Source organism: Nonomuraea sp. SYSU D8015 (assembly GCF_008065375.1).
GTDB lineage: Bacteria > Actinomycetota > Actinomycetes > Streptosporangiales > Streptosporangiaceae > Nonomuraea.
The window spans coordinates 255,020-278,611 of record NZ_VJYI01000007.1 but is presented as its reverse complement, the minus strand read 5'-3'; the positions used below and the strand labels follow the sequence as shown (position 1 = coordinate 278,611).

The 23,592-nt window shown below is 70.2% G+C and carries 21 protein-coding genes; 12 read left to right on the top strand and 9 right to left on the bottom strand.

Annotated elements, in window-relative coordinates:
• Nucleotides 1–8 precede the first annotated feature (8 nt).
• Complete coding sequence (locus tag ID574_RS29235) at nt 9–1,490, bottom strand: FAD-dependent monooxygenase (RefSeq protein WP_188192175.1); 1,482 nt, start codon at nt 1,488–1,490, stop codon at nt 9–11.
• Nucleotides 1,487–2,083, bottom strand: coding sequence for a PadR family transcriptional regulator (locus ID574_RS29230; protein WP_223167187.1), 597 nt, complete (start codon nt 2,081–2,083; stop codon nt 1,487–1,489). The genes ID574_RS29235 and ID574_RS29230 overlap by 4 nt, the downstream gene beginning before the upstream one ends.
• 132 nt (nt 2,084–2,215) lie before the next feature.
• On the opposite strand from ID574_RS29230, the gene ID574_RS29225 reads away from it, so the two are divergent.
• Genes ID574_RS29225 through ID574_RS29195 form a run of 7 tightly spaced genes read left to right on the top strand, consistent with a single transcriptional unit; the run spans nt 2,216 to nt 8,803 of the window.
• Nucleotides 2,216–2,539, top strand: a complete 324-nt coding sequence (locus ID574_RS29225) for a PadR family transcriptional regulator (protein ID WP_188192174.1) — start codon at nt 2,216–2,218, stop codon at nt 2,537–2,539.
• Nucleotides 2,536–3,468: a hypothetical protein gene (locus tag ID574_RS29220; protein ID WP_188192173.1), complete on the top strand. Its 933-nt coding sequence runs from the start codon at nt 2,536–2,538 to the stop codon at nt 3,466–3,468. Before ID574_RS29225 ends, ID574_RS29220 begins: the two co-directional genes overlap by 4 nt.
• 33 nt (nt 3,469–3,501) lie before the next feature.
• Nucleotides 3,502–4,377 (top strand): hypothetical protein, encoded by an 876-nt coding sequence (locus tag ID574_RS29215; RefSeq protein WP_188192172.1) that lies wholly within the window; start codon nt 3,502–3,504, stop codon nt 4,375–4,377.
• Nucleotides 4,374–5,246: a hypothetical protein gene (locus ID574_RS29210; RefSeq protein WP_188192171.1), complete on the top strand. Its 873-nt coding sequence runs from the start codon at nt 4,374–4,376 to the stop codon at nt 5,244–5,246. The genes ID574_RS29215 and ID574_RS29210 overlap by 4 nt, the downstream gene beginning before the upstream one ends.
• A 7-nt stretch (nt 5,247–5,253) precedes the next feature.
• Nucleotides 5,254–6,957 (top strand): peptidoglycan-binding protein, encoded by a 1,704-nt coding sequence (locus ID574_RS29205; RefSeq protein WP_188192170.1) that lies wholly within the window; start codon nt 5,254–5,256, stop codon nt 6,955–6,957.
• Entirely contained in the window at nt 6,950–7,624 is a 675-nt protein-coding gene (locus ID574_RS29200; RefSeq protein ID WP_188192169.1) for an ABC transporter ATP-binding protein, read from the top strand. Before ID574_RS29205 ends, ID574_RS29200 begins: the two co-directional genes overlap by 8 nt.
• Nucleotides 7,625–8,803 carry an ABC transporter permease gene (locus tag ID574_RS29195; protein WP_188192168.1) on the top strand — a complete coding sequence of 393 codons (1,179 nt, stop codon included), beginning with the start codon at nt 7,625–7,627 and terminating at the stop codon, nt 8,801–8,803.
• A 35-nt stretch (nt 8,804–8,838) separates the two neighbouring features.
• Here ID574_RS29195 and ID574_RS29190 read toward each other — a convergent pair whose 3' ends face one another.
• A complete protein-coding gene (locus ID574_RS29190; protein WP_223167186.1) occupies nt 8,839–9,735 on the bottom strand; it encodes a carbohydrate kinase family protein in 897 nt (298 codons plus the stop codon).
• 70 nt (nt 9,736–9,805) lie between these two features.
• Nucleotides 9,806–10,942: a hypothetical protein gene (locus ID574_RS29185; RefSeq protein ID WP_223167185.1), complete on the bottom strand. Its 1,137-nt coding sequence runs from the start codon at nt 10,940–10,942 to the stop codon at nt 9,806–9,808.
• 302 nt (nt 10,943–11,244) lie between these two features.
• On the opposite strand from ID574_RS29185, the gene ID574_RS29180 reads away from it, so the two are divergent.
• Nucleotides 11,245–14,388, top strand: coding sequence for an AfsR/SARP family transcriptional regulator (locus tag ID574_RS29180; protein WP_188192165.1), 3,144 nt, complete (start codon nt 11,245–11,247; stop codon nt 14,386–14,388).
• Nucleotides 14,389–14,617: 229 nt separating this feature from the next.
• Here ID574_RS29180 and ID574_RS29175 read toward each other — a convergent pair whose 3' ends face one another.
• Nucleotides 14,618–16,726 carry an ATP-binding protein gene (locus tag ID574_RS29175; protein ID WP_188192164.1) on the bottom strand — a complete coding sequence of 703 codons (2,109 nt, stop codon included), beginning with the start codon at nt 16,724–16,726 and terminating at the stop codon, nt 14,618–14,620.
• 284 nt (nt 16,727–17,010) lie between these two features.
• On the opposite strand from ID574_RS29175, the gene ID574_RS29170 reads away from it, so the two are divergent.
• Together ID574_RS29170 and ID574_RS29165 are read left to right on the top strand one after the other, a co-directional pair.
• Nucleotides 17,011–17,640, top strand: a complete 630-nt coding sequence (locus tag ID574_RS29170) for a hypothetical protein (protein ID WP_188192163.1) — start codon at nt 17,011–17,013, stop codon at nt 17,638–17,640.
• Complete coding sequence (locus ID574_RS29165; protein ID WP_188192162.1) at nt 17,637–18,065, top strand: hypothetical protein; 429 nt, start codon at nt 17,637–17,639, stop codon at nt 18,063–18,065. Before ID574_RS29170 ends, ID574_RS29165 begins: the two co-directional genes overlap by 4 nt.
• On the opposite strand, the gene ID574_RS29160 is transcribed toward ID574_RS29165, so the two are convergent.
• Both ID574_RS29160 and ID574_RS29155 read right to left on the bottom strand, forming a co-directional pair.
• Nucleotides 18,040–18,432, bottom strand: a complete 393-nt coding sequence (locus ID574_RS29160; protein WP_336245564.1) for a tetratricopeptide repeat protein — start codon at nt 18,430–18,432, stop codon at nt 18,040–18,042. The two genes, ID574_RS29165 and ID574_RS29160, sit on opposite strands and share 26 nt — an antisense overlap.
• Before the next feature lie 90 nt (nt 18,433–18,522).
• A complete protein-coding gene (locus ID574_RS29155) occupies nt 18,523–19,707 on the bottom strand; it encodes a P-loop NTPase family protein (RefSeq protein ID WP_223167184.1) in 1,185 nt (394 codons plus the stop codon).
• Between the two features lie 112 nt (nt 19,708–19,819).
• Between ID574_RS29155 and ID574_RS29150 the strand changes: the two genes are divergently transcribed.
• Complete coding sequence (locus ID574_RS29150; RefSeq protein ID WP_188192159.1) at nt 19,820–20,185, top strand: hypothetical protein; 366 nt, start codon at nt 19,820–19,822, stop codon at nt 20,183–20,185.
• Nucleotides 20,186–20,204: 19 nt separating this feature from the next.
• Here the strand turns inward: ID574_RS29150 and ID574_RS29145 are convergent, their stop codons facing one another.
• Complete coding sequence (locus tag ID574_RS29145) at nt 20,205–20,675, bottom strand: hypothetical protein (protein WP_188192158.1); 471 nt, start codon at nt 20,673–20,675, stop codon at nt 20,205–20,207.
• 52 nt (nt 20,676–20,727) lie between these two features.
• Nucleotides 20,728–21,510: a class I SAM-dependent methyltransferase gene (locus ID574_RS29140; protein ID WP_188192157.1), complete on the bottom strand. Its 783-nt coding sequence runs from the start codon at nt 21,508–21,510 to the stop codon at nt 20,728–20,730.
• 222 nt (nt 21,511–21,732) lie between these two features.
• On the opposite strand from ID574_RS29140, the gene ID574_RS29135 reads away from it, so the two are divergent.
• Entirely contained in the window at nt 21,733–23,493 is a 1,761-nt protein-coding gene (locus tag ID574_RS29135) for a S1 family peptidase (protein WP_223167183.1), read from the top strand.
• Nucleotides 23,494–23,592: the final 99 nt, after the last annotated feature.

Genomic DNA, 23,592 nt, shown 5'->3' with positions numbered 1-23,592 from the left:
AGGCCGCTTCACCGCTCGTGCCGAGCCCGGCCGAACCAGGTGGCCGAGGCGGCGGCCAGGGTGCCGGCGGGCTGCGGGCCGGCCGTGGTGGAGACCCACGCGGTGTGCCCGTCGGGACGGATCAGCAGTCCTTCGAGGTCGGGCCGCTCGGGACAACGGGCCCGGTAGGCGTCCACCCCGCCGGCCACGTGTGACGCCAGGGGCCGGTCGCCGAGCTCGAGCAGCACCGGACGGGCGGCTCTGAGCAGCTCGGCGACACTGGTGTGCCGGTCGCCGAGGACCAGTTTCAGATTGGGTGTGAGCCTGCCCAGCCATGGATGACCACCGGGGATCCCCGGGTCGTAGCGGGTGCTCACCCCGGCCAAGAGCTCGGCGAGATGTTTGCCGACCGGAGCCAGCTCGGTGAGCTCGCCGAGCAGGTCCCGTAGCGGATCGAGGGCGGGATCGCGACGCCCGAGCACGGCCAGCGCGCGCGTGGTCCGCAGCACGCGGGCCCCCGCCTCGTGCCGTTCCCGGTGATAGCTGTCCAGCAGGCCGTCCGGCGCGTGCCCGAGCACGGTGGCCGCCAGCTTCCAGCCGAGGTTGACCGCGTCCGCCAGGGCCACGTTCACGCCCACGGCCCCCGCCGGCGGATGGATGTGCGCGGCGTCCCCGGCCAGCACGACGCGGCCGGCCACGTACCGATCCGCCTGCCTGGCCGCGTCCGAGAACCTCGTGAGCCAGCGCGGCTCGCGAAGCCGCACCGAGCGGCCGAGCACGTGGTCCAGCACCTGCTGGAAGTAGGCGAGCCGGACCGGCTCGTCGCGGTCGGCGGGCGGCTCCGGCTCGTCGAGCACGATCCGCACGTAACCGGGTCGCGGGATGACGAACACGGTGCCGTGCTCGCCCTCGGTCATCCCGAACGGCAGGTCGGCGGGGTCGGCCATCTCCACGTCCGCGAGCAGCCCGTACGTGGCGGCGGGCGTGCCGGGAAAGCCGATCCCGGCGAGCTTGCGCACGGTGCTGCGGCTGCCGTCGCAGCCGGCGAGGTAGTCCACCCGCCTCAGCTCGTCCACGCCGCCGGCCCGGACGGTGACGCCGACCCCGTCGCCGTCCTGCGCGACGCCGGCCACCTCGTGCCCCCAGGACACCGTCACGCCCAGCTCGGCCAGCCACAGCTCCAGGAGCTCCTCGACCCGGGTCTGGGCGATGCCGAGCACGTACGGGTGATCGGTGTCCATCGCGGTCAGGTCCAGCGGCCGGCCCGGGTCGGCGAACATGCCGTACGGCACCGTGGGGCCCTCGGCCAGGAACCGGTCGACGATGCCGCGCCGGTCCAGCAGCTCCAGGCTGCGGGCGTTCAGGGTGAACCCGCGGCAGTATGGCGAGCGTCCCGGCAGCCGGTCGACCACGGTGACGCCGACGCCGGCGAGCGCGAGCTCCGCGGCCAGCATCAACCCGGCCGGCCCCGCCCCGGCCACCATGACCTGCGCTGATCCCTCGGTGTTCATCGGGCCTCCTCAGTGGCGTCGTCCCGGCTGATCGCGGATTCGGGCCACGTCAGGCGGCCCGCCTCGATGTCGTCGACGATCTCCTCGATCCAGGCCAGCTCGGCCTCCTCCATCCGCACCGCGTACTCGGCCTCCACCACGAACAGCCGCGGCACCTCACCGGCCTCCAGCACCTCGCGGTGCGCCTGCCGGGTCTCCTCCATCGAGGCGCGCACCCGGCCGGCCCGCTCCCGCAGCGCCGCCACGGCGCCGTCGGGGCCGAGCGCACCGAGGTAGCTGACCGCCGACAGGAACTTGGGGTATTCGTCGGCGGGGACGCGGATCAGCTCGTCCACCCACCGCGTGAACTCCTCGCGCCCCAGCTCGGTGTACTGGTAGACGGTCCGCTCCGGCCGGCCGCCGACCCGGATCGTCTCCTGCGCCTCGATCCATCCGGCCCGTTCCAGCGCCCGCACCACGTCGTACAGGGAGCCGGTCGTCACCTTGAACGCCCGGTCCATGCCGCGTTCGCGCAGGGTGGCGGCCATGGCGTGGGGATGCGCCGGCGCCTCCATCAGCAACCCCAGCACGGCCAGGCCCAGCGGGTTTGACACCTTGCGTCGAATACTCGAATCCAAGCGCTCGTCTCCTATCACTCGGATCCGAGTATTCGACGCCAAGCGAGTTCTGTCAACTCACCAAAGGGCGTTGCGGACGCTCCGTTCAACGGAATACTGTCTTTCCCCATGCCGAGGGGAACGTCAGAAGTCAGCGAGCCGATGTACTTCGTGCTCGCCGCCCTGCGCGCGGAGCCGCTGCACGGACACGCGATCAGCAAGGCGGTCAAGGAACTGTCGGGGGGCCGGGTCCAGCCGTCGGTCGGCACCCTCTACGGCATCCTGGAACGCCTCAACGAGCGCGGCGTGATCCAGGTGGACCGTGAAGAGGTCGTCAACGGCCGCAACCGGCGCTACTTCCGGATCACCGACGACGGCCGCGCCCTCGTGGAGGCCGAGGCGCGGCGCATGCAGGCGGCCGCCGCCCTCGTCCTGCGCCCGGCCGCCTCGTGACGACCACGGGGCCGAGCCGCCCCGCCGCGAGCCCGGCCCGCACCCCGTCGGCGCTGGAGCGGCGCTACCGGCGGCTGCTGCTGGCCTACCCGCGTCCCTACCGCGCGGCACACGGCGACGAGCTCCTCGACGTCCTCCTCGAGTCCGCCGACCCGGGCCGGACCGTCCCCGCGCTCAAGGAGGCGTGGGGCCTGCTCGTGGGCGGCGTACGCAGCCGCGTCATCCACCAGGCCAGGGGGAGCGCGTGGGCGGACGGCCTGCACCTGGCGGTCACGGCGGTGGCGGCGGCGAACCTGGCGGCGCTGCTGCCGTACGCGGGCACGCTGCCGCTCTGGACGCCGCTCTCGGCGCTCGCGCTGCTGGCGATCCTGCGCGGACGGGTGCTCGCGGCCTTCCCGCTCACCCTCCTCACCGGCGTCAAGGCGGTCGCCATTGCGGGCGGCTGGCAGCCGCTGGACCTGACCCTGCTGCCGGTCCATCCGACGTTCCTCTCGGACCTCCCCCTGTACGGGGACAGCAGCCCGCCGGCGGTGGCCGCCGGGTACGCGGTCGTCCTGACCGGCCTCCTGGTGCTCGCCTCGCGACGGCAACCGGTGCCCACCCGGTCGTGGTGGTGGTGCGCGGTCGTCCCGGCGGCCGCGTGGGCCGGTCCCGACTGGATGGCCGAGTCGACGGCGCTCCCGCTCAGCCTGAGCAGGATGGCCGTGGAGACGGCGGCGTTCGGGCTGGCGGCGGCCGCCTGCTACCTGGCGCGCGACCACCGGTGGGCGCTCGCGTCCGGCGTCTACCTGCTGGTGGCCTCCGGCCGGTTCATCGAGTTCGCCGATCACCTGACCAGGCAACACCTGGCCTACTGGGGCGTGCTGCTCGTGCTGACCCTGGGCGCCGCCTTCGCGCCCTTCCGCCAGCGGCGCCACTGTCTGGATTGACCATGCTTCGTTGAACGGAGTATGGTCGTCGCCATGCCGAACAGATCCCTGCTGTTTCTGGCCGTGCTCTGCCTCGTCGGGACGGCGGCTTGTGCCTCCGCGACGCAGGCGCGACCCACGCCGGAGACGACCAGCGGCAGGCCGTCCGATCAGCCGCAACGCATCCAGTCGATCATCGCCGACTGCATGAAGCAGAAGGGCTTCAAGTACGTCGCCTGGGTACCCGACCCGAAGATCGACGACGAGTGGAAGAAGGCCGCCTCCGGCGACTACGCGGCGATGCGGAAGGAGCGCCGGGAACAAGGCTTCGGCGTCTTCTTCCTCCTCGCCCACCCAGACCGCAAACAGGTGCTCTGGAGCGAGACCGACAGCCCCAACTTCGCGATCGAGAACGAGCTCTCGCCGGCCCAGCAGACCGCCTACGACAAGGCGCTCACCTCCTGCAAGGCACAGGCGGTCAAGCAGGTCACCGGCAAGGTCGTGAAGTCCGACGAGGACCGGGCCGAGCAGGAGAACCAGATGATCGAGCAGACGCTCGACCGCGAGCTCAACGGCGATCCCCGGCTCGTCGAACTGGCCTCCGCCATGGGCGACTGCCTCAAGGGCAAGGGCTACCGGGTCGACTCCGTCAAGCCGGTGGACATGAGCCACCGGGGCTGGAAGGAGTTCGAGGAGCAGAAGAAGCGGATCGCACTGAACGACGACATCCCCGAGAAGGACCTGCCCGACGGGAAGTACATCGAACCGCGCCTCGCACCGGCCACGGCCCGGCAGTACCTGGCCAAGGAGGTCAGGGCGGCCCTGGACGATCTGGAGTGCGGCAAGGACTTCTACGCCGCCTACATGCCGAAGCAGAACGAGATCAGCCGGCGGGTCGTCCAGCTGTTCGGCGGGGTGGAGCTCGCATGAGGGTCGGGAGCACGTTCCTGGCCGTGGCGGCGGCCGCCGCGATCTCCGGCTGCGGGGGCGCCGCCGAGAGCGCCGCCCCCTCGCCGAGCCCGTCCCAGGACAAGAGGCATCAGCTCGAAGCGGCCAAGGCCGACTGCATGAAGCAGAAGGGCTTCGAATACGTCGCGTTCGTGCAGGAGTTCAAGGGCACGGACCAGGACGACAAGCGCGCGGCCGGCGACTACCAGGCCATGCAGAAATATCGGGAAAAACATGGGTTTGGGGTGTTCTCCCGGCACGTCTACCCCCAAGCGGCCAGCCGGGGCGCCGATCCGGTGAGCAACCCCAACGGGAAGATCCAGTCCTCGCTCTCCTCAGCCCAGATGGGGGCCTACCGGAAGGCGTTGGACGCCTGCACGAGCACGTCCATCAAGCAGGTGCTGGGCTTGGAGGTGAAGTCCGACCGGGACTACTACACCCTGCGGAACAAAGCCGCCAGGAAGGCCGTCGACGGCACGCTCAACACCGATCCCACGCTGGTGGAGCTGGCCTCCGCCATGGCCACGTGCCTCAAGGGCAAGGGCTACTCCATCGCCGACACCACGCCGGCGGCCATGTCCGGCCGCGGCCAGAAGGAGTTCCTCGTCCAGGAGGACAAGCTGGGCCGTGAGCAGTTCGACGACGTGCCCGACGTCACACCTCCGGCGAACGAGGACGAGATCCCGATGTACGTCGCGCCGAACCTCACTCCCGAGCAGGCCAGACCGTACCTGCAGAAGGAGGTCGAGGCGGCCCTCGACGACCTGGAGTGCGGCAAGGACTTCTACGCCGCCTACATGCCGAAGGAGTCGGCGATCCAGAAGCAGGTCAACGACCAGTTCGGCATGTGACGACGCCATGAGGTCCCCCCGCAAACTCCTCGCCGGCGTCCTCACCGGGGTCGTGGTCATCGCCGCACTCGGCTGGGCGCTGAGCACCAGGCTGCGCTCCCCCGCCGACGAGGCGGCCCGCCGCGCCGCGCCGAGGCCCTCGCTCATCACCGCCGCCGTCGAGCGCCGCAAGCTGGCCAGCACGGTCGTGGTCAGCGGCACGCTGGAGTACGGCTCGCCGCTGCCCGTCACCCTCGCCGGCGCGGTCGGCGGCTCCTCCGAGCTGCAGCGCGCCACCCGGCCGCCGCGCAAGGGCCGGCTGCGGGAAGGCGCGGTGCTGATGGAGGTCAACGGCCGTCCCGTGTTCGCGCTGCGCGGCTCGGTGCCGATGCACCGCACGATCGCCCCCGGCGCCGAGGGTGACGACGTCGAGCAGCTGCAACGCGCTCTCCGCAGGCTCGGCTACGGCGCGCCGCGCTCCGGCGTGTTCGACCGGGCCACGATCGCCGCCGTCACCAGGATGTACGCGGCCAAGGGCTACGAGGCCCAGCAGCCCACGCTGACCGACCGGCAGACGTACGACACGCTGCGCAAGGCCGTGCAGACGGCCCAGGAGACGCTCGCGACCGAGCAGAAGGCCCTCGACCAGGGGCGTGACGTGCTCCCGCTGAAGCTCAAGGTCCGCAACGCCGAGGCCGACCTGGCGGCGGCGAAGAAGGCGCTGGCGCAGGCCGGGTCGCGGCGGCTGACGCCCGAGGAGGAGAACAAGCTGGCGGCGGCCGACGCGGCGGTGCGGGCGGCGGAGGAGAAGCTGGCCGAGGCCGAGCAGGCGCTCAACGCCGCGAGGAACCAGCCCACCGGCGCCCCCGCGCCCACCACCTCCCCAGCCGCCGACACAAGCCTGCTGGAGATGCGCGTGGCCAACGCCGAGGCGGACCTGGCGGCGGCCCGCGAAGCCAGGGCCCGGGTCATGGAAGAGGCCGGGCAGGCCCGCGAGACCAGGCTGGCGGAGCTGCGCAAGGGCCTGCGCACCGCGCGCGAGGCGCTGGCCGGCGCCCAGCAGCAGCTGCGCCAGGCCAGGCAGCTCTCCCCCACCAGGCTCAAGGTGGCCAACGCCAAGAAGGACGTGGCGGCGGCCAAGGAGATGCTGGCCGAGTACGCCCGCACGTACGGGACCTCCATCCCGCCCGGCGAGCTGGTGTTCCTGCCGAAGCTGCCGGCCCGGGTGCACAAGAGCTCGGTGCGGGCAGGACAGCAGATCGAGGCCGAGGTCGCCACCGTGACGAGCTCCGCGTTCATGGTGACGGGAGCGGTCGACGCGGCCGAGTCGGAGCTGCTGCGCGCCGGCATGAAAGCGGAGATCGAGCTCGACACCGGCAGGACGCACCCCGCGACGCTCACCGCGGTCGGCGCGGAGGCCAAGGTGCCCGGCGCCGAGGAGCCCGCGAACGGCGCGCAGCCGGTCCTGCTCACGCCCGCCGCGGCCAAGGGCCTGCGGGCGGGAGAAGCCGTCACGGCGCGGGTGACGGTCGGGGCGACCGAGGAGCCCGTGCTCGTGGTGCCGGTGGCCGCCGTGATCACCGGCGCGGACGGCAGGGCGCGGGTGCGCGTCGAGTACGCCCCCGACCGGACCAGGGACGTCGAGGTCCGCACCGGCCTGACCGCCGACGGGAACGTCCAGGTCACCGGCGCGCTCAAGGAGGGCGACCGGGTGGTGGTCGGAAATGGCTGAGCCGGTCATCGAGCTGCGCGGGATCGACAAGGACTTCCCCTCCCAGCCGCCGGTACGCGCGCTCGACGACGTCTCGCTCCGGGTGGACCGGGGCGAGCACGTGGCGATCGTCGGCCCGTCCGGCTCGGGCAAGTCGACGCTGCTGAACGTGCTCGGCCTGCTGGACCGCCCGAGCGCGGGCACCTACCGCCTCGACGGCGTCGAGACCACGAAGCTGACGGACGGGGCCAGGACCCGGCTGCGCGGTGGCCGCATCGGCTTCGTCTTCCAGTCCTTCCACCTGCTCTCCCACCGCAGTGTGGTGGAGAACGTCATGCTCGCCGAGGTCTACGGCAGGCATCCGCGCAGGGGCAGGCGAGAGCGGGCCCTGGCGGCGCTGGAACGAGTCGGCCTCGCACACCGTACGGGCTTCCCGCCCGACCGGCTGTCGGGCGGCGAGCGCCAGCGCGCGGCCATCGCCAGGGCCCTCATGGGCGGGCCGTCGCTGCTGCTGTGCGACGAGCCCACCGGCAACCTCGACAGCCGCAACACCGAGGCGGTGCTCGACCTGTTCGACGAGCTGCGGGCGCAGGGGCTGACGATCGTGGTGATCACGCACGAGCAGGAGGTCAGCGAGCGGGCCGGGCGGCGGGTGCGGATCACCGACGGCGTGCTGGCGGAGGCCTGAATGGACCTTCGCGACCTGGCCGGCGAAGCGCTCGCCGGACTCCTCGCCCGGCCCGTGCGCGCGGCGCTCACCACGCTCGGCACCGTGCTCGGCATCACCACGCTGGTCGTGACGCTGGGCGTGGCGGCCACGGCGGGCAACCAGATCGTCGGCCGCTTCGACGAATTGGTGGCCACCGCCATCACGGTGGAGGTGCCGGAGTCGGAGAACGCGCCGCTGGTGGAGTGGACCGCGATCGACCGGCTGACCAGGCTGCGCGGCGTCGAGTCCGCGGCCGCGGTGTCCGAGTCGGACGACGCGGACAACCTGTACGTGCGCTCCAACGACATCGTGGACCCGACCCGGGTCACCACGCAGACCCTGACCGTGCTGGCCGCCACGACCGGGCTGCCGGAGGCGGCGCGCGGCAGGATCGTGCAGGGCAGGTTCTACGACGACGGGCACATCCGGCGGCGCGACCGGGTGGCGGTGATCGGCGACCAGGCGGCCAAGATGCTCGGCATCACCCGGCTCGACCGGGCGCCGGCGATCTTCATCGGCGAGCACGCGTACACCGTGATCGGCATCCTCGGCGACCTGCGCCGCGAGCGGAACCTGAGCACCGCCGTGATCGTGCCGCCGACCGTGGGGCGGCGGTTCGGGCTGCGTGACGTCACCCGGGTGCTGGTCAACACCGGCCTGGGCGCCACCGGGCTGATCGCCCGGCAGGCCCCGGACGCGCTCAGCCCGGCCAACGCCGACATGCTGCAGGTGATCGCGCCGCCCGGCCCGACCAGAGCACGCGACCAGGCGCAGGAGGACGTCAACGCGTTGTTCCTCATCCTCGGCCTGGTCTCGCTGATCGTCGGCGCGGTCGGCATCGCGAACGTCACGCTCGTCACCGTGATGGAGCGCGTCGCCGAGATCGGCCTGCGCCGCTCGCTCGGCGCGGCCAGGCGGCACATCGCGGCACAGTTCCTGCTGGAGTCCACGCTGATCGGGCTGACCGGCGGCGCGATCGGCGCCAGCCTGGGCGTGGTCACGATCGTCGCCGTGTCGGCGGCCAAGCAGTGGACGCCGCTGCTCGACGTGCGCCTGGCCATCGCCGCGCCCGTCGCGGGCGCCGTGGTCGGCCTGCTGGCCGGGCTCTACCCCGCGCTGCGCGCGGCCGGGATGGAGCCGGTGGACGCGCTCAGATGAGACAGGCGTCCATGCCGGCCGGCACGCGAGCGGGGTCACCCGGTGGTGTCCCAGCGGTCGAGGACCGTGGGGACGGGGTGGCTCTCTCGCAGCCGAGACAGCTCTGCTTCTGTGAGCGAGGCGGCGCCGGGAAAGCTGTCGCCCACTTTCCACCCCGCGTGCAACACGGCGTCCTCAAGCGCCCACACGGGGTTCTGGGTGGCGAGCCAGCCGTGGATGAACGACGCGAAGAGCGCGTCTCCTGCTCCCGCCGTGCTGACCACACCACGCGGCGCGACGGCCGAGGCCTCGACCAGGGTGCCGTCGGCCAATCCCATGAGGCAGCCTCGCCCGCCGAGGCCGACGGCCGCGATCGCACATCCCGGATAGCGTGCGAAGATTTTCGCCACCCACTGTCGTGGCGGGCAGGTCAGGCGTTCGTGACTGCAGAAGATGATGTCAGCGACCTCCAGCCAAGGTCGGTTGTACGCGTCGTCGACATCCGTGATCAGATGGACGTCGACAGCGATCGGCACGCTCTGCTCGCGCGCGTGCCTCAGCAAGGGCCGGACGAACGCCGTGTTGGTGAGTACGGTCAGATCGGCGCCATGGACCAGGCGGCGGAACACCTCGACGGGATACTCGACGGCGTTGACAGCTGCGACGTAGGGATGGCCGGAGCGCCGTCCGTTCGGAGCCACGAGTACCACGCCTAGCGAGGAGCAAGGCGTGCTCACCACCCCGGGGCCCAACAGGCCTCGTGATCGCAGCGACGCGGTGATCGCCTCTCCTGCGATGTCCCGGCCCACGAAGGTGCACAGGCGAGCCTGGTCGCCGAGGGCGTGAAGGGTGTCGGCGATATGGCAGGCGGCCCCGGAGACTTCCGCCCTCATCCAGTCGGGAAACTGCAGCGGCGTGTACGGCAGCGGGAATCCCGCCACCGGCATGGCCATGTACAGACTGGTGACACCGGCTACGACGATTTTGCTGCCCATCTCTTCTCCTCGAAGGCATCGGTCAGAACTAGTCGGTCAGATAGGGCGGTGGGACCGGGTCGGCACGCGGAAGCGTGAGCGGTTGCGGCAACCGCATGAGGCGGTACATCAGGCGTCGCATGTTCAGGTTGAAACGGCCCGGGGCCGAGGTGAGGCGGGCCACGACCGCGGCATGCCGTCCTGGGTGGTTGTGGGCGGCGGCTTCGCGCAGTTGGGCGGCCAATGGCAGATCGGATCGCAGCCAAGGGCCTGCGGAGGCCAACAGTCCCCCGGCGGACTCCGGGTCCACTTCGTCTGCCGCATCGCCCACCAGCAGGACGGAGGCACCGCAAACCGCCGCGTACACCGCGATGGAACCGTGGTCGCCCACCACGTGGTCAGCGGCGACGAGCGCACCGCGCCAGTCCGCCTCCGGCGGTATCAGCGCGAGCTCATTGTGCAGGCAGTCGGCCAGCCAGGTGCGGATCTGCCAGACGCCGTGGCCGAACCAGATGTTCGGATGGAAGAGAGCGGCCACGCGGTAACGGTCGCGAGGCAGTTCGGCCAGCATCCGCTGGAGCAGCCCCGCATGCCGGCCGAAGAGGGACCGTGTTCCCCAGGTGGAAGTCACCAGCACGAGCTCGCGATCGTCCGGGACGCGCAGGGCCCGGCGATAGGCGCGGCGCTCATGCGCGCTGGCAACCAGCCGATCATGAGAGGCGTCGCCGACGATTTCGGCGACCGCCACGGCTTCCGGACAGCTGCGCGCCAGCCGCCGGCGTTCCGCATCGTGGGCGAGCACGATGGCCGACGGAATCACCATGCCGTCCCGGATCAGCTCCTGAGTGCTCAGCCCGTACACGCCCCGAGCCGCCATCGCGCCACCGGCGAGCCGACGACTGACGAGTTTGTTGTAACCGGCGCCATGGGGCACGACTAGGAGCGGCGCGTGGACGTCCTCGATTCCCCCGTAGGCGGCGCAGACGGCGAGGTCGAAGCGCTGGCGGACGGCCAGATGCCAAGGCATTACCACCCCGCCGATGCGCTCGAGGAACTCGCCGACCCCGTTGTTGAAGACATCAGGGCCCATCGTGAAGACCACTTGGACGCGAAGGTCGGTGGCGAGAAGGCGGACGACGTCCAGGAGACGCTGGCCGGACGTGACCGTGTGGACGATCACGAGCACGGTTCGCCGAATCCGGCACGTCACCCAGCGCGGCGCATCCGGCCCTACCGGCACGCGGTACCCCTCTGAACAGGACATCGGACTTTCGAACCCCCCTTTCACATACGGCACGGTTTCGCATCGCCGTTTCACCCGGCCGTAATCCCCGTTTCAATGCTCAATCCGAGAGTCCGCGACTTGCCTGGACAAAACCTTGCAACAACCGTGAAGCAGCAGAGTCAGAGAGTACGCCGCGTATGGACCACTTACCGGGTCTGCGGGAAACTGTCGGCGGGGGTCCTTTGGTCACGGGAAGGACATTCATGGAGTTCCGAATACTCGGCTCCGTGGAGTTGTGGGCCGACGGAGAGGCGTGTGAGCTCGGATCGGCCAAAGAACGCTATGTTCTGGCCATCCTGCTCCTGACCCCCGGACAGCCCGTGCCCATCAATGCCCTGATCGGCCGGATCTGGGGCGACGCGCCGCCGTCAAAGGCGCGCGAGAGCGTCCACAGCTATGTCGCACGCCTACGCGGCCGCCTTAATCGACGGCTCGGCGACACCTCGGCACGGCTGAGTTCCCGCTCCGGCGCATACGTGCTGGAGGTCGATCCCCAAACAGTCGACCTCCACCGTTTTCGACGGCTGAACGCCCAGGCACGGGCCATCGCGGACAGCGGCAATCCGCACGACGCCCTACGCCTGCTGCGAGAAGCCGAGAGCCTGTGGCGAGGCGATCCGCTTTCCGGGTTGTCGGGGGAATGGGCGGCGAAGTTCCGGACCAGTCTGGAAAGCGAGCATCGCGCGGCCATCGGCATGCGCCTGACGCTGGAGCTCGACGAGGGTCGCCACGCCGACCTCGTCGGAGAGTTGTACGGACTCGTCGACCAATATCCCTACGACGAGTCGTTCGTCGAGAATTTGATGGTGGCCCTCTATCGCTGCGGACGCCAGGGGGAGGCGCTGGAGGCCTACCACCGGGCCAGTCATCGACTCGTCGAAGAACTGGGAGCGGAGCCAGGGCCCTCCCTCCGCGGCACCTACGATCGCATACTGCACGGCGATCGGGATCTGGCCACGCCACCCGCACGCCCCCGCGCCCCCGGTGGGCTGCTCGCCGGCAATCTGCCTCGTGACATCCCGGACTTCACCGGCCGGGAGGCGGAGCTGAACCACTTGTACACAGAAGCAGATCGCTCCCCCACGACGGCCGTGATCGAGGCCATTGACGGGATGGCCGGCGTCGGCAAGACGGCGCTCGCCGTCCACATGGCGCACAAACTGGCGGACCGGTACCCGGACGGGCGGTGGTACCTGCATCTTCGGGCGCACGATCCCCACCAGCCGCCGATCGACCCCGCGGAAGGTCTTGAAATCCTGTTACGGCTGCTGGGAGAGGAACCACAGCGCATTCCCGAGGCGCTGGAGCCGCGTGCGGCGCTGTGGCGGGCGCGGCTTGCCGGCCGACGGATGTTGATCGTGCTCGACGACGCGGCCAGCGCCGATCAGGTGAGGCCGTTCCTTCCCGGGGGACCCGGATGCCTGGTCCTGATCACGAGTCGGCGGCGGCTGGCCGGACTGGAGGGAGCGCGACCGCTCTCGTTGGATGCTCTCGTGCCGGCTGAGGCGGCCTTGCTCTTCCGCCGGATCGTCGGTCAGGAGCGGCAACTCGACGCCGGCGACGTCAACCGGCTCGTACGTCTCTGCGGATGCCTGCCGCTCGCGGTCACCATCATGGCGAACAAGCTCCGCCACCGGCCGGCGCGGGGTGTCGGAGACCTCGTGGCGAAGCTGTCGCGCTCCAAGGGCCGGCTGGCCGAGATGTACGCCGGCGACAGCGACCTCGTCACCGCGTTCGACCTGTCGTACCGGGAACTGTCCCACGAACGACGGGAGGCGTTCCGCCGCCTGGGCCTGCACGTCGGCACCGACCTGACCGTCGGTGCCGCGGCCGCGCTGATCGGGTGCGATCTGGCTCGGGCCGAACGCGCGTTGGAAGAGCTGATAGACCGGCATCTGGTGGAAGAGCCTGAGTCCGGGCGGATCCGCTTCCACGATCTCCTGCGGGCGTACGCGCGAGAACGCGCCACCGAGGAGGAGCCCCCGGAGGAACCGCGTCGAGCCGTCCGCCGGTTGCTCGACTTCTACCTGCACACCGCCGACCGGGCCGATCGTCTCCTCTACCCGCACAGGCGCCGCCCCGACGTGGAGATTTCCCATCCGCCCCTCAACCCACCGCCCGTTGACGACCCGCGTTCCGCCGCGGACTGGCTACGAGCCGAGCGCGTCAATCTGCTGATGTGCGTCCACTACTCCGCTGAGCAGGGATTTCTCAGACATGTGGTTCAGCTGTCGCAGGTGGTCGCGACGCATCTGGAACGGTCGGCGCACTGGGAGGACGCCGCCCGGATTCACGATCTCGCGCGTCGCGCCTGCCAGGAGATGGACGACGAGGTGGGGAAAGCGCGGGTGGAGCTCGAGCTCAGCCTGGTGCGAAGCCGCACCGGCCACTACGCCGTGGCCTTCGAGCACGCGAACAACGGCCTCGGCGTCTTCCGCGCACTCGGCGACCGGCGAGGCGAGGCCGAGACAATGGATCATCTCGCCCGCGTGTGCTGGCTCTCTGGGCGCAACAGGGAGGCGCTGGGATATGCGGAGAGGGCTCTCGCGTTGTTCCGCGCCGCGGGGGACCCGCATGGCGAAGGCAATGCGTTGCTGCATTCGGGGATCGCGCTGTCCTATCTGGGGCGCGCGGAAGAGGCGGTGGCGGCCTTCGAGAGCTCGCTGAAGATCGCGAACGGGACGGGCGACGTCGCCACCAAGGCAATGATCCTGAACAATCTTGGCGAGCTGCATTTCAACCGCGGTGATTATCACAACGCGCTCAGGCTCTTCCGGGACGCCCTCACCATTCTGCGCGAGACGGGGTGGCGCCAAAACGAGGCCGTGGCGCTCAACAACATTGCGAATTGCCTCCAGCGAGAGGGACGCTCGGATGAGGCATTGCATTTCTACCGCGAGGCGCTGACGATTTACCGGGAAACGGGTGACCGCCGGAACGAAGCCGACGCACTCAGCAACATCGGGTCGACATATCTCGACATGGCCCTCAACGCCGAGGCGCTGATCCATTTTCAGAAGGCGCTTTCCATTGCCCGGGACATAGGCGACCCGTACGAATCGGCACGCGCACTCCAGAAGATCGGCGACACCCAGCGGTACATCGGCCAGTTCACCCTCGCCCAGGAGACCTACGAGCGGTCGCTCGCGCTCGCTCGCGAGGTCGCCGACCCATTACTCGAGGCCGGCTCACGTCAGGGGCTGGGCGAGGCCCTCCTGTGCACGCGTGGAAGGCAGGCGGCGGAGCGGCAGTGGCAAGAGGCGCTCTCGATCTTCGAGCGGCTCGGCGCGCCAGAGGCGGGCTCCCTGAGGGAACGCCTCGAGACGCTCAAGGCTACTGGGGCATGATCGACCAAAGCGGTAGCGGACCGTAGCTTTCCTGACTACTCTGGCATTGCTCTCGGGGAAGCACTGATATCCCGTGAAACACACAGTGCCGGAGGAAAGCAATTTGTCCACCTTCGTCGTGATTGAGATGATGATGGGCCTTGTGGCCCATATGATGATGGGCTAACCGCACACTCAGTCCATCATGGCCATCGTCCCAGTGGGACGATGGCCAATATCATGTCGCAATTCACGAATAATTCTTCAGACGTTCCAGACGGGCACGAATCCGGATATATCCCACCGATCCTTCCTCTCCCAGTATTTCCAGTGCACTCTCGTACCTCTGTCTCGCCTCGTCGCGGCGACCGGTGCGCTCCGCCAGCTCGCCCAACCCTTCCAGGGCAGCGGCACGACCTGCTGAAGATCCCAGCTCGGACATCGCCTCGAGTCCGGTACGCAACTCTCGATCGGCCTCATCGTGATTCCCCGCGCCGGCATGGGCGTGACCGAGAAAGATGCTCACACGTGCCCGGTTGTAGGCGTCGTCCACGCCGCGAAGCAGGGCACGCGCCTGTTCAAGATGAACAACCGCGTCAAAGGCCTGGCCTCGGGCCAGGAGAACCCCGGCGAGGTCCATGAGTGCGAGCGCGGTGTTTCGCCCGGAGCCGAGCTCACGGTACGCGGCGATGGCCGCCGTGAGCTCGGCGATGGCCGCGTCATGGTCGCCACGACCGGCGGAGACGAGCCCGAGCCGCCGCCGTGTGCCCACCTCCCTCTCCCGCTCTCCCAGCTGACGCCAGAGCTCAAGCGCCTCACCCAGTCGTGCGACGGCCTCGTCGTGGCGCCCCAGGGCGTTCAGGCTCAGTCCCAGGCGGTTCAGCATTTTCGCCTCGGCATACCGGTCACCACAGGAGCGGGCGGCGGCCAGCCCTGTCTCCTCTACCGCAACGCGCTCCATGTGATGCCCCATGAAAAGAAAGAGCGCCCACATGGCGTCGGCGAGCTGCCATGCGGTCGCTTCCCTCCCGCGGTCGTGTGCCATCTCGACGGCGGCGCTCAGGTTCGCGCGTTCGGACTCCAGCCACTGGAGCGCGTCCTCCGGACCACCGAAGTCCGTCAGCTCGGCAGGGCGCGGCTCGGCGTCGCGAGGCAGGCCGGTACGGTGCGGGCGGAGCCGCCGCTCCGCACACGCGGCCGTGGCGAGGTACCAGGCGAGCAGGCGTCCAACGGCGGCCTCCCGCGCCTCGCCCGGGTCTTCGGTCTCGATCAGCTGGTAGGCGTGCGACCGGACCAGCGCATGATGAAAGCGGTAACGGCCGTCCTCGATGTCGGTCAACAGGTTCGCGTCGGTCAGCTCGCCGAGCAGTCGTCTCGCCTCCATTCTCGAGACGCCGGCGAGCGCGGCTGTCGCATCGGCCCCGAACCTGTCTCCGGGAATGAGGCTCAGCAACCGATACAACCGGGCGGTGTCGGGACGGAGCGCCCGGTAGGAGAGGTCCAGCGCGGAGTGCAACGCCACGTCGTCTCCGATCGTCAACGCCGTCAGGGCTCTCTGCTCCTCGGTCAACGCGGTGACCATCTCGCGCAGCGGCCAGCTGGGACGCGCGGCCAGGCGCGCCGCCGCGACGCTCAGGGCCAGCGGCAGGCGCATGCACAGCTCGACCAGTTCGGAGGCCGCCTCCCGGTCCTGCTCCAGCCGTTCGCTCCCTAGCGCGTCGCGGAGCAGAGCGAGGCTCGCCTCGGCGTCGAAGCGGTCCACGTACACACTGCGCGCTCCCCGCATCAGCAGGCTCGCCAGCCGATGCCTGCTGGTCACCAGGGTGATGCTCGCCGGTGAGGCCGGGAGCAGCGGCTGCACCTGAGCGGCGCTCATCGCGTCGTCGAGCAGGACGAGAAGCCGCTGATCCTGGGTCACCGTGCGATACAACGCCGCGCGCTGAGCCAGGTCCCCGGGGATGAGCTCCGCCGGGATGCCGAGCGCTCGAAGAAAGTCGCCCAGCACCTCCCGAGGAGACACCGGCGCGACGTCGGAGTATCCGTGCAATTCCGCGTACAACTGCCCGTCCGGGAAATGTCGGCGGATCATATGCGCCCATGCCAGGGAAAGCGCAGACTTGCCTACTCCCGCCGAGCCTGTGATCAACAGGGTGATCGGGGCATCTGTCGGCGCCTCCCGGAGGCTCTGCAGTTCAGCGAGGGCGGCTTCGCGATCGACCAGGCGGGGGCGTGGCGGAAGCTGGCTCGGCGGAGGCAGGGAAGCCACCTCGTGAAGGTGGACTCCGCCGAATATGTCACGGGCTTGAACCAGCGAACCGTAAATCACCCCGGTCACATCGTTATACAGGATTTCGGACAAATTTCGGTTCGCAGCCCGGGATACTGGCACATCTGCAACAATGACGGATGTTAAAACACGCCGCAATATGAGCGCGTTTATGGCGGGCAGACCCTGACGCTGCATTCCCGTGGGACCGCGACGGGCGGAGCGACCGTGCGCCGGCGGGAACACCCGCAGAGCACTGATCAACGGGCGAGAGCACGCGCATGAGCTGCTTCGGCGTTCCGAGCCCCGGCTATAAGGTGAGTTCTCGTCGAGGAATCGTGACGGTGTGATTCCCTGAGCGGCCGGTCGGAGTGGTGGTGAGCGGCGATGGTTGGCTGCGGGTGCCGATAGGGGCCGAGGCCGGCCTCTGGCGCACGGTCAGGGCCGACCGCAATGTTCTCGCCGTGGCCCGCACGGTGACCTCGGTCAGCAGGCTCCTGGAGTTGTTGCCGCTGTTCCGTTCCGACCCCCGGGTCCAGGTGTTGTTCACCGTCGCGGAGGGGTCGGCCTTCGACGACGGCGTCGGCGACTATCTGCGCAGCGTTCAGGCGCGTACCGTGTCCTGGGCGCAGGCCGTGGACACGCCGTTCCATCTGGCGATCTCCGCCAGTGCCAACGGCGGCCTGCATCGGCTGAAGGCTCCGGTGCTGCTGGTGCCGCACGGTGCCGGGCACAATCGCCTGCTCAGGTCGGCACGCGGTTACCGGGGCGAGGTGTCGGGCCTTGCGCGGCGCCAGCTCGTACGCGGCGGGCAGATCATGCCGGCGGCCATCGCCCTCTCGCACCACGAGCAGCTGACCCGGCTGGAGCGTGACTGTCCCGAGGCGGCTCCCCGCGCCGTGGTGACCGGCGACCTGGTCTTCGATCGAATTGTGGCGAACGCGGCGCGGCGCGACCGCTATAGGCGGGCGCTGGGCGTCCCCACGATCGCCGGCTGGTGCTGGTGAGCTCGACGTGGGGGGAGCATTCCCTGCTCGGGTCGAACGGCGATCTGCCGGCCCGCCTGGTCGCCGAGTTGCCCGTGGACGCCGAGGAGCTGGATCGGGCCCTCCTGGAGAACGCCGCCATCGTGCTACGCCGCGAGGCCGGGGAGCCCGGATGGGGAGAGAGCATCCTGCGACGCTACCCCGGCTGCTTCATGGCGGCCGAGATCATCAGTGACCGGTCGATCCGCCTGACGCTGAAAGCCGGGCGCCGCCTGCGGATCAGCACCACGCCCTCCCCGCGCGGCGATCCGGATCCGCGGTGTCTGCCGTCGGCCGTGTACGCCTGGCTGACCAGCGGCCGGACCGTGGAAGACCTGGGCAAGGGGATCACCGTCCGCGTGGGCGGCCGGACATGCGTCATCACAGTGGCCCCTCGCCCTTTCTGACGTCCAACACCCGTTCCAGACGGGCGCGCAGCGCCGCGGCCTTGGGCCGGTTGCCCGAGGCGAGGCAGACCTCCACGGCCCGGCGTAGCTCGGCCGCGGCGCCCTCACGATCGCCCGCGTCCTCGGCGAGCGCGGCCAGCAGCTCGCGGGCCCGCGTCTCCTTCACCGGTACGCGGCACTCGCGCATGGTGGCCGCGGCCCGCTCCGCGGACCGGATCGCCTGGGCACGGCGGCCGAGCCCGCGGCGGGCCTCTGCCAGGCCCAGGTGGATCCTCCCCTGGCTCAGCTCGTCTCCCACCTGCGCCATGAGCGGCAAGGCGCGGTCGAAGGCGGCCACCGCCTCGTCGTACCGGCTCGCGCGGACGATCGAACGATCGCTCCGCGGTCGCCAGGCGCTCTCGGTGATCGGCCAAGCGCAGGCGGGCGCCCATCGCGGCGTCGGCCGCCGCCACGGACGTCAGATAGCACTCCGCCACCCGGCGCAGCGCCGCCTCCTGCGCCTCGGAGGACTCGGCCCGCCGCGCGCACCGGGCCGCGTGAGGCGGGCCAGGTCGTGCAACCGGTACCGATCTTCTTCGGGCTCCTCCACGAGATTGGCGTCGAGCAGCGCCTCCAGCACCGGCACCGGCTCCTCCTCCAAGAGGGCGCCGGCCACCGCCGGCGTGAAGTCCGCGCCCGGGAGGATGCCGAGCAGGCGGTAGAGCCGCGCCGCCCGCTCCGGGAGCGCTGCGTACGCGGACTCGAAGACCGCTTCCACGATCGCTCCGCCCTCCGTCGTCAGGTGGTCGAGGCGTCGCTCGGCATCGGCGAGCTCACCGGCCAGCCGCTCGATCGACCAGGCCCGCCGCTGGATCAGCCGGGCGGCGGCCACCCGCAGCGCGATCGGCAACCCGCCGCACAGTCTCACCAGCTCTCGGGCGGGCTGCCGCTCGGCGGTGACCCGCTCCTCGCCGAGCATCCCCGCCAGCAGCCGTACGCCCTGCTCCTCCTCCAGCGGGTCGATCCTGACCGGCGCCGCGCCCTCGACGAGCAGCCCGCGCAGTTGCCGGTGGCTGGTCACCACGACAGCGCTGCCTGCGGACGCCGGGCACAACGGCGTCACCTCCGCCGCGTGCTCCGCGTCGTCCACCAGCACCAGCAGCCGCAGCCCTGCCGTCATGGAGCGGAACATGGCCGCCCGCTCCGGCAGCTCCGCCGGGATCCATTCCTCGTGGACGCCGAGCGCGCGCAGGAAACCGCCGAGAACATCGCTCACCGAGGTGCCGCCCCGGCGTCGCACAGCCCCCAGGTCCACGTACAGCTGACCGTCGCTGAAGCGCTCCTGCGACTGGTGCGCCCACCAGCGGCTGATCGCGCTCTTGCCCACGCCTCTCAGACCGCTGACGACGGCGACCGCGGGCCCTTCCTGAAGGAGACGATCGAGCAGCTCAAGCTCCGCCTTCCTGTTGACGAACCCGCGCGGCGTCGCCGGCAACTGCCGCGGAACCCGTGCGGGCGCCGGCGGTGCCCCGGCCACGTTGACCACCCCGATGTCTCGCGCCTGCACGACCCCGCCGGTGACCTGCCCGGACACCTCGTTGCGCACGCGGCCGCCCTCCGCGCCCTCGCCAGGACCGTTCCGCGTACCGCCTTCGCCAGCCACGCTTCAGGAGTGTTCCGCGTCGAACTGGATCGTGGCAACCTCGCCGCCGGCGATCCATATGCATCGGGACAAGCCTCGGCCCATCCCCACGGAGACGTTTTACGCTGACGGTATGGACCCGAGCGTCATCCCCACTCTGGCAGCGGTCATCTCCGCGATCGTCGGTGGCGCCGCAGGAGAGGTCGGCAAGAACGCCTGGACCTCCCTGACCGCCCTCGTACGCCGCCGCTTCGGCGACGACGCCCCCGCCGTCGCGGCCCTGGAGGGTCCGCCGGAGGAGGTGACACGTGCCCTGGTGGACCATGCACAAGCGGACTCCGAATTCCAGCAGGCCCTCACCAAGTGGACGGTCGACACAGCCCGTCTCATTCAGAGCAAGCATGACGTGAGCAACACCATCGGTGGCGAGGCCCGCATCAGCGGTCCCGTCATTCAAGCCGGCGACGTCTACGGCTCGATCAATCTCGGCAAGTCCTGATCGGGCCGGTCGAAGGCCCTCAGCTGCTCACGTGGGCCCTGAACCGCTCGTGGGCGGCCTGCTTGGAGATCCCCATCGCCTCCCCCACCTCCGCCCAGGAGGCGCCCGCCTCCCGGGCGCCGGCGACGGCCTGGTCGAGCAGGGTGCGCTGCCAGCTCTCCACCTGGGACAGCAGGGTTAGGGCGGCGAGCGGGCGCTCCGCCGCGAGCTTCACGATCTGCTCGCACAGGAGGTTGGACTTGGTCACGAGCCAGCTCGGCGGTGCGGCGGCGAGCAAGGGCGGCGTGTGCCTGCTCCACCACCGGTATTCCGCCTCCTTGGCCCCCTCCGGGGTGGCCGGGAACCGGCGCCGGTCGGCCCAGCCGCACGAACATGCGGCCTGGTAGCCGACGAAGGTCCTGGTGAAGGCGCCGGCCGAGGAGGCCAGCCGGCCGTCGGGCAGCACCGGCGCGGCGAAACCCTCGTGATCGGGGATATCAGCGATCTTCAACGTCACAATCGTCAAGATACCCTGACGCCTACCCGGGCACGCAAAGGCTTCTTCAGCGTCGGGCGAGGGTGATCATGTGGCCGCTGACCCCGAGGAGCGACGGCACGGACTCCATCGACCGTTGGGCGTCGAGCAGGAGCGCCCGGCGTTCCGGGTCGTCGAGCCAGTCGTCGACGTCGCCGTACAACCAGAAGGCGCCCTCGAGCCCGTACCGCTCGACCTCGGGGAACCCTGCGTCGGCGAACTCCCCCGGGACCTCGTCCGGATCGTGGAAGTAGGCGGTGAACCCATGTCCGGGAGACAGCATGATCCCATCCGCCACGGACGCGTGCGCGGCCCGCCTCTCCCGCTCGTCCAGGTAGTGACCGGTGCGGACCGTGTCGAGCACGGCCGCGTGGCGGTTGATGGTCGCGGCCGCCACCAGGCCGCCCGGGCGTACGACCCGCCGCGCCTCCGTCAGGGCCCGCACCCGGTCGGCCCGCTCGGCCAGGTGGTAGAGCGGCCCCAGCAGCAGGACCACGTCCACGCTCGCGTCCGGCGCCGGTAGTTGCCGTGCGTCACCCAGCCGCGCAGTCACCCCGGCCAGTTCCGCGGCCCGCTCCACATGAAGAGGGACGGGATCCAGCAGTTCGACGTCGTAGCCGTCGGCGCTCAGCCACTCGGCGTGCACACCGGTGCCGCCGCCGACGTCCAGCACTCGAGCCGGGGTCGGCGGCAGCGCCCGGCGCAGCACGTCCTGTGTGCGCCAGAACTCCAGCCGGCCGCGCCCCTCGCGCAGCCGGACATGCTCTCTGTCCTGCTCGTAGTAGGCGAGCAGTTCCCGTGTCACCGTCATACCTGATCATGTCGGGCGGCCTGCGCCGCCGACAAACGATTTCCACGGCGCACCGGCCGGGCATTCCCTCACCAGGAGCGCCGCTCGATGGAGTAGCATGCCCTCACCCGCCGAGATCGGGTAACCGCCACCTGACCTCGGCTGACTGCTGCAAGTCAGCCCTCCGGCGCCCCAAGTCGGCTCCAAGCCATGTACAAGAGCGCTCTCCCATGATTTCCCGCTGTGAGCGGATATTTCAAAAAAAGGTTTACCAAGATCGCCGCAGCCGCGGCGGTCGTCATGGCGGTCGCACTGCCCGCCTCACCGGCGATGGCCGACGGCGAGCCCGATGAGCGGCCCGACGTGCCGGTCGGCACCTGGCTGGCCGCGCGTACCCAGCCCGCCGTCCAGCTGACCAGCTTCACCTACACTGCCACGGTCACCGTGCCGTCCAACGCGATCGACGAGGCCGCGTACAACCAGCTCGTCCAGCGGGCCGCCGCCGCGGTGGCGGCGGGCAAGATCGCCTCGGACGAGCGCAGCATCGCCAAGTGGGTGTTCCAGGAGATCGCGGCCAACGTGGACACCTACGTCTCCGCGACCACTCCGGAGCGCACGATCGATGCCGAGGTCGGCGGCATGTGCACCGGCTGGTGGATCACCCCTGACGGCTACATGGTCACCGGGGCGCACTGCGTCCAGGTCGGCGAGACCGAGCTCGCCCAGCTGTTCGCGCAGAAGGCGCTGGCCAAGCTCAACCAGCAGGACGCCAAGGAGATCATCAGCGGCCTGGGCGACCTCAGCAACGACGAGGAGATCGTCAAGCTCGCGCAGCAGATCTACATCACGTTCAACACCACGAACATGAAGATCGGCAACCTGAAGCAGAGCCTGTCGGTGCTGCAGAGCCTGCCCGGCGGCGGCGTGGACAAGACCGCCAAGGCGGTCCCGGCCGAGCTGGTGTCGGTGGGCGAGAGCTACCCCGGCAAGGACTTCGCGCTGCTCAAGGTCAACGGCCAGCAGAACCTGCCGACCGTGCCGCTCGGCAACGACTCCGACGTGCGCACCGGTGACACGCTCTACATCAGCGGCTTCCCCGGGCTGGTCACGAACACGCCCTTCTTCAGCCTGGAGTCGAAGCTGGAGCCGGCGCTGACCGAGGGGCCGTACAACGCCACGCGCACCACGCAGAGCGGCGTGCCGTACATCCAGACGCAGGCGCCCTCCTACAAGGGCAACTCCGGCGGCCCGGTGTTCAGCAAGGACGGCAAGGTCATCGGCATGCTGATCGCGGGCACGGTGAGCGAGAGCGGCGAGGCCTCGGAGAGCGAGAGCTTCGTCCTGCCGGTCGGCATCATCAAGGAGAAGCTCGGCGAGAAGAACGTCAAGCCCGCCCAGGCCGTCACGACGACCCGGTACAACGAGGCGCTCAACGACTACTTCCGTCACTACTACGAGGACGCGCTGCCGAAGTTCCGCGAGGTCCAGGCGCTGTTCCCGAACCACCCGTACGTGGCCAAGTACATCAGCGACACACAGCAGGCGATCTCCGCGGGCAAGGACGAGTCGCCCAAGCCGATCATGATGTGGGTGCTGATCGGTGGCGGCGTGCTGGTCGCCATCGTGATCGTCATCGTCCTGGCCAAGATGCTCGGCGGACGCCGGCGCCGGCGTACCGCTCCGTCCTTCGCCTCGCCGCCCAACGGGTACGGCGCGGTGCCGCCGCCTCCGTGGCAGCAGCTCCCGGCGGCCCCCGTGGCGCCTCCGGCGCAGCCCGCGCAGGGCGCGTACGGGCCGGGCGGCTACGGGCCGTACGGATCGGCCCCGAACAACGGCAACCTCCACCAGGGAGCCGGCCCATACGGAGCCGCGGCCCAGCACGGTCACCCGGCGACCCCGCACGGTCACCCCGCGCCCCCGCACGGTCAGCCGCAGCCGCCCCTGGACGGCCAGACGCGTAACGTCCGCTACGGCCAGTTCTCGCCTCCGCAGGACGGAAGGTAGACACCGGCTCAGCAGGCAACCGCCAACCGCTCGCACGCCTGCCTCCGGCATCCTCCCCTCGGATGCCGGAGGGGCGGGCCCGCGGCCGTTGCATTCTGT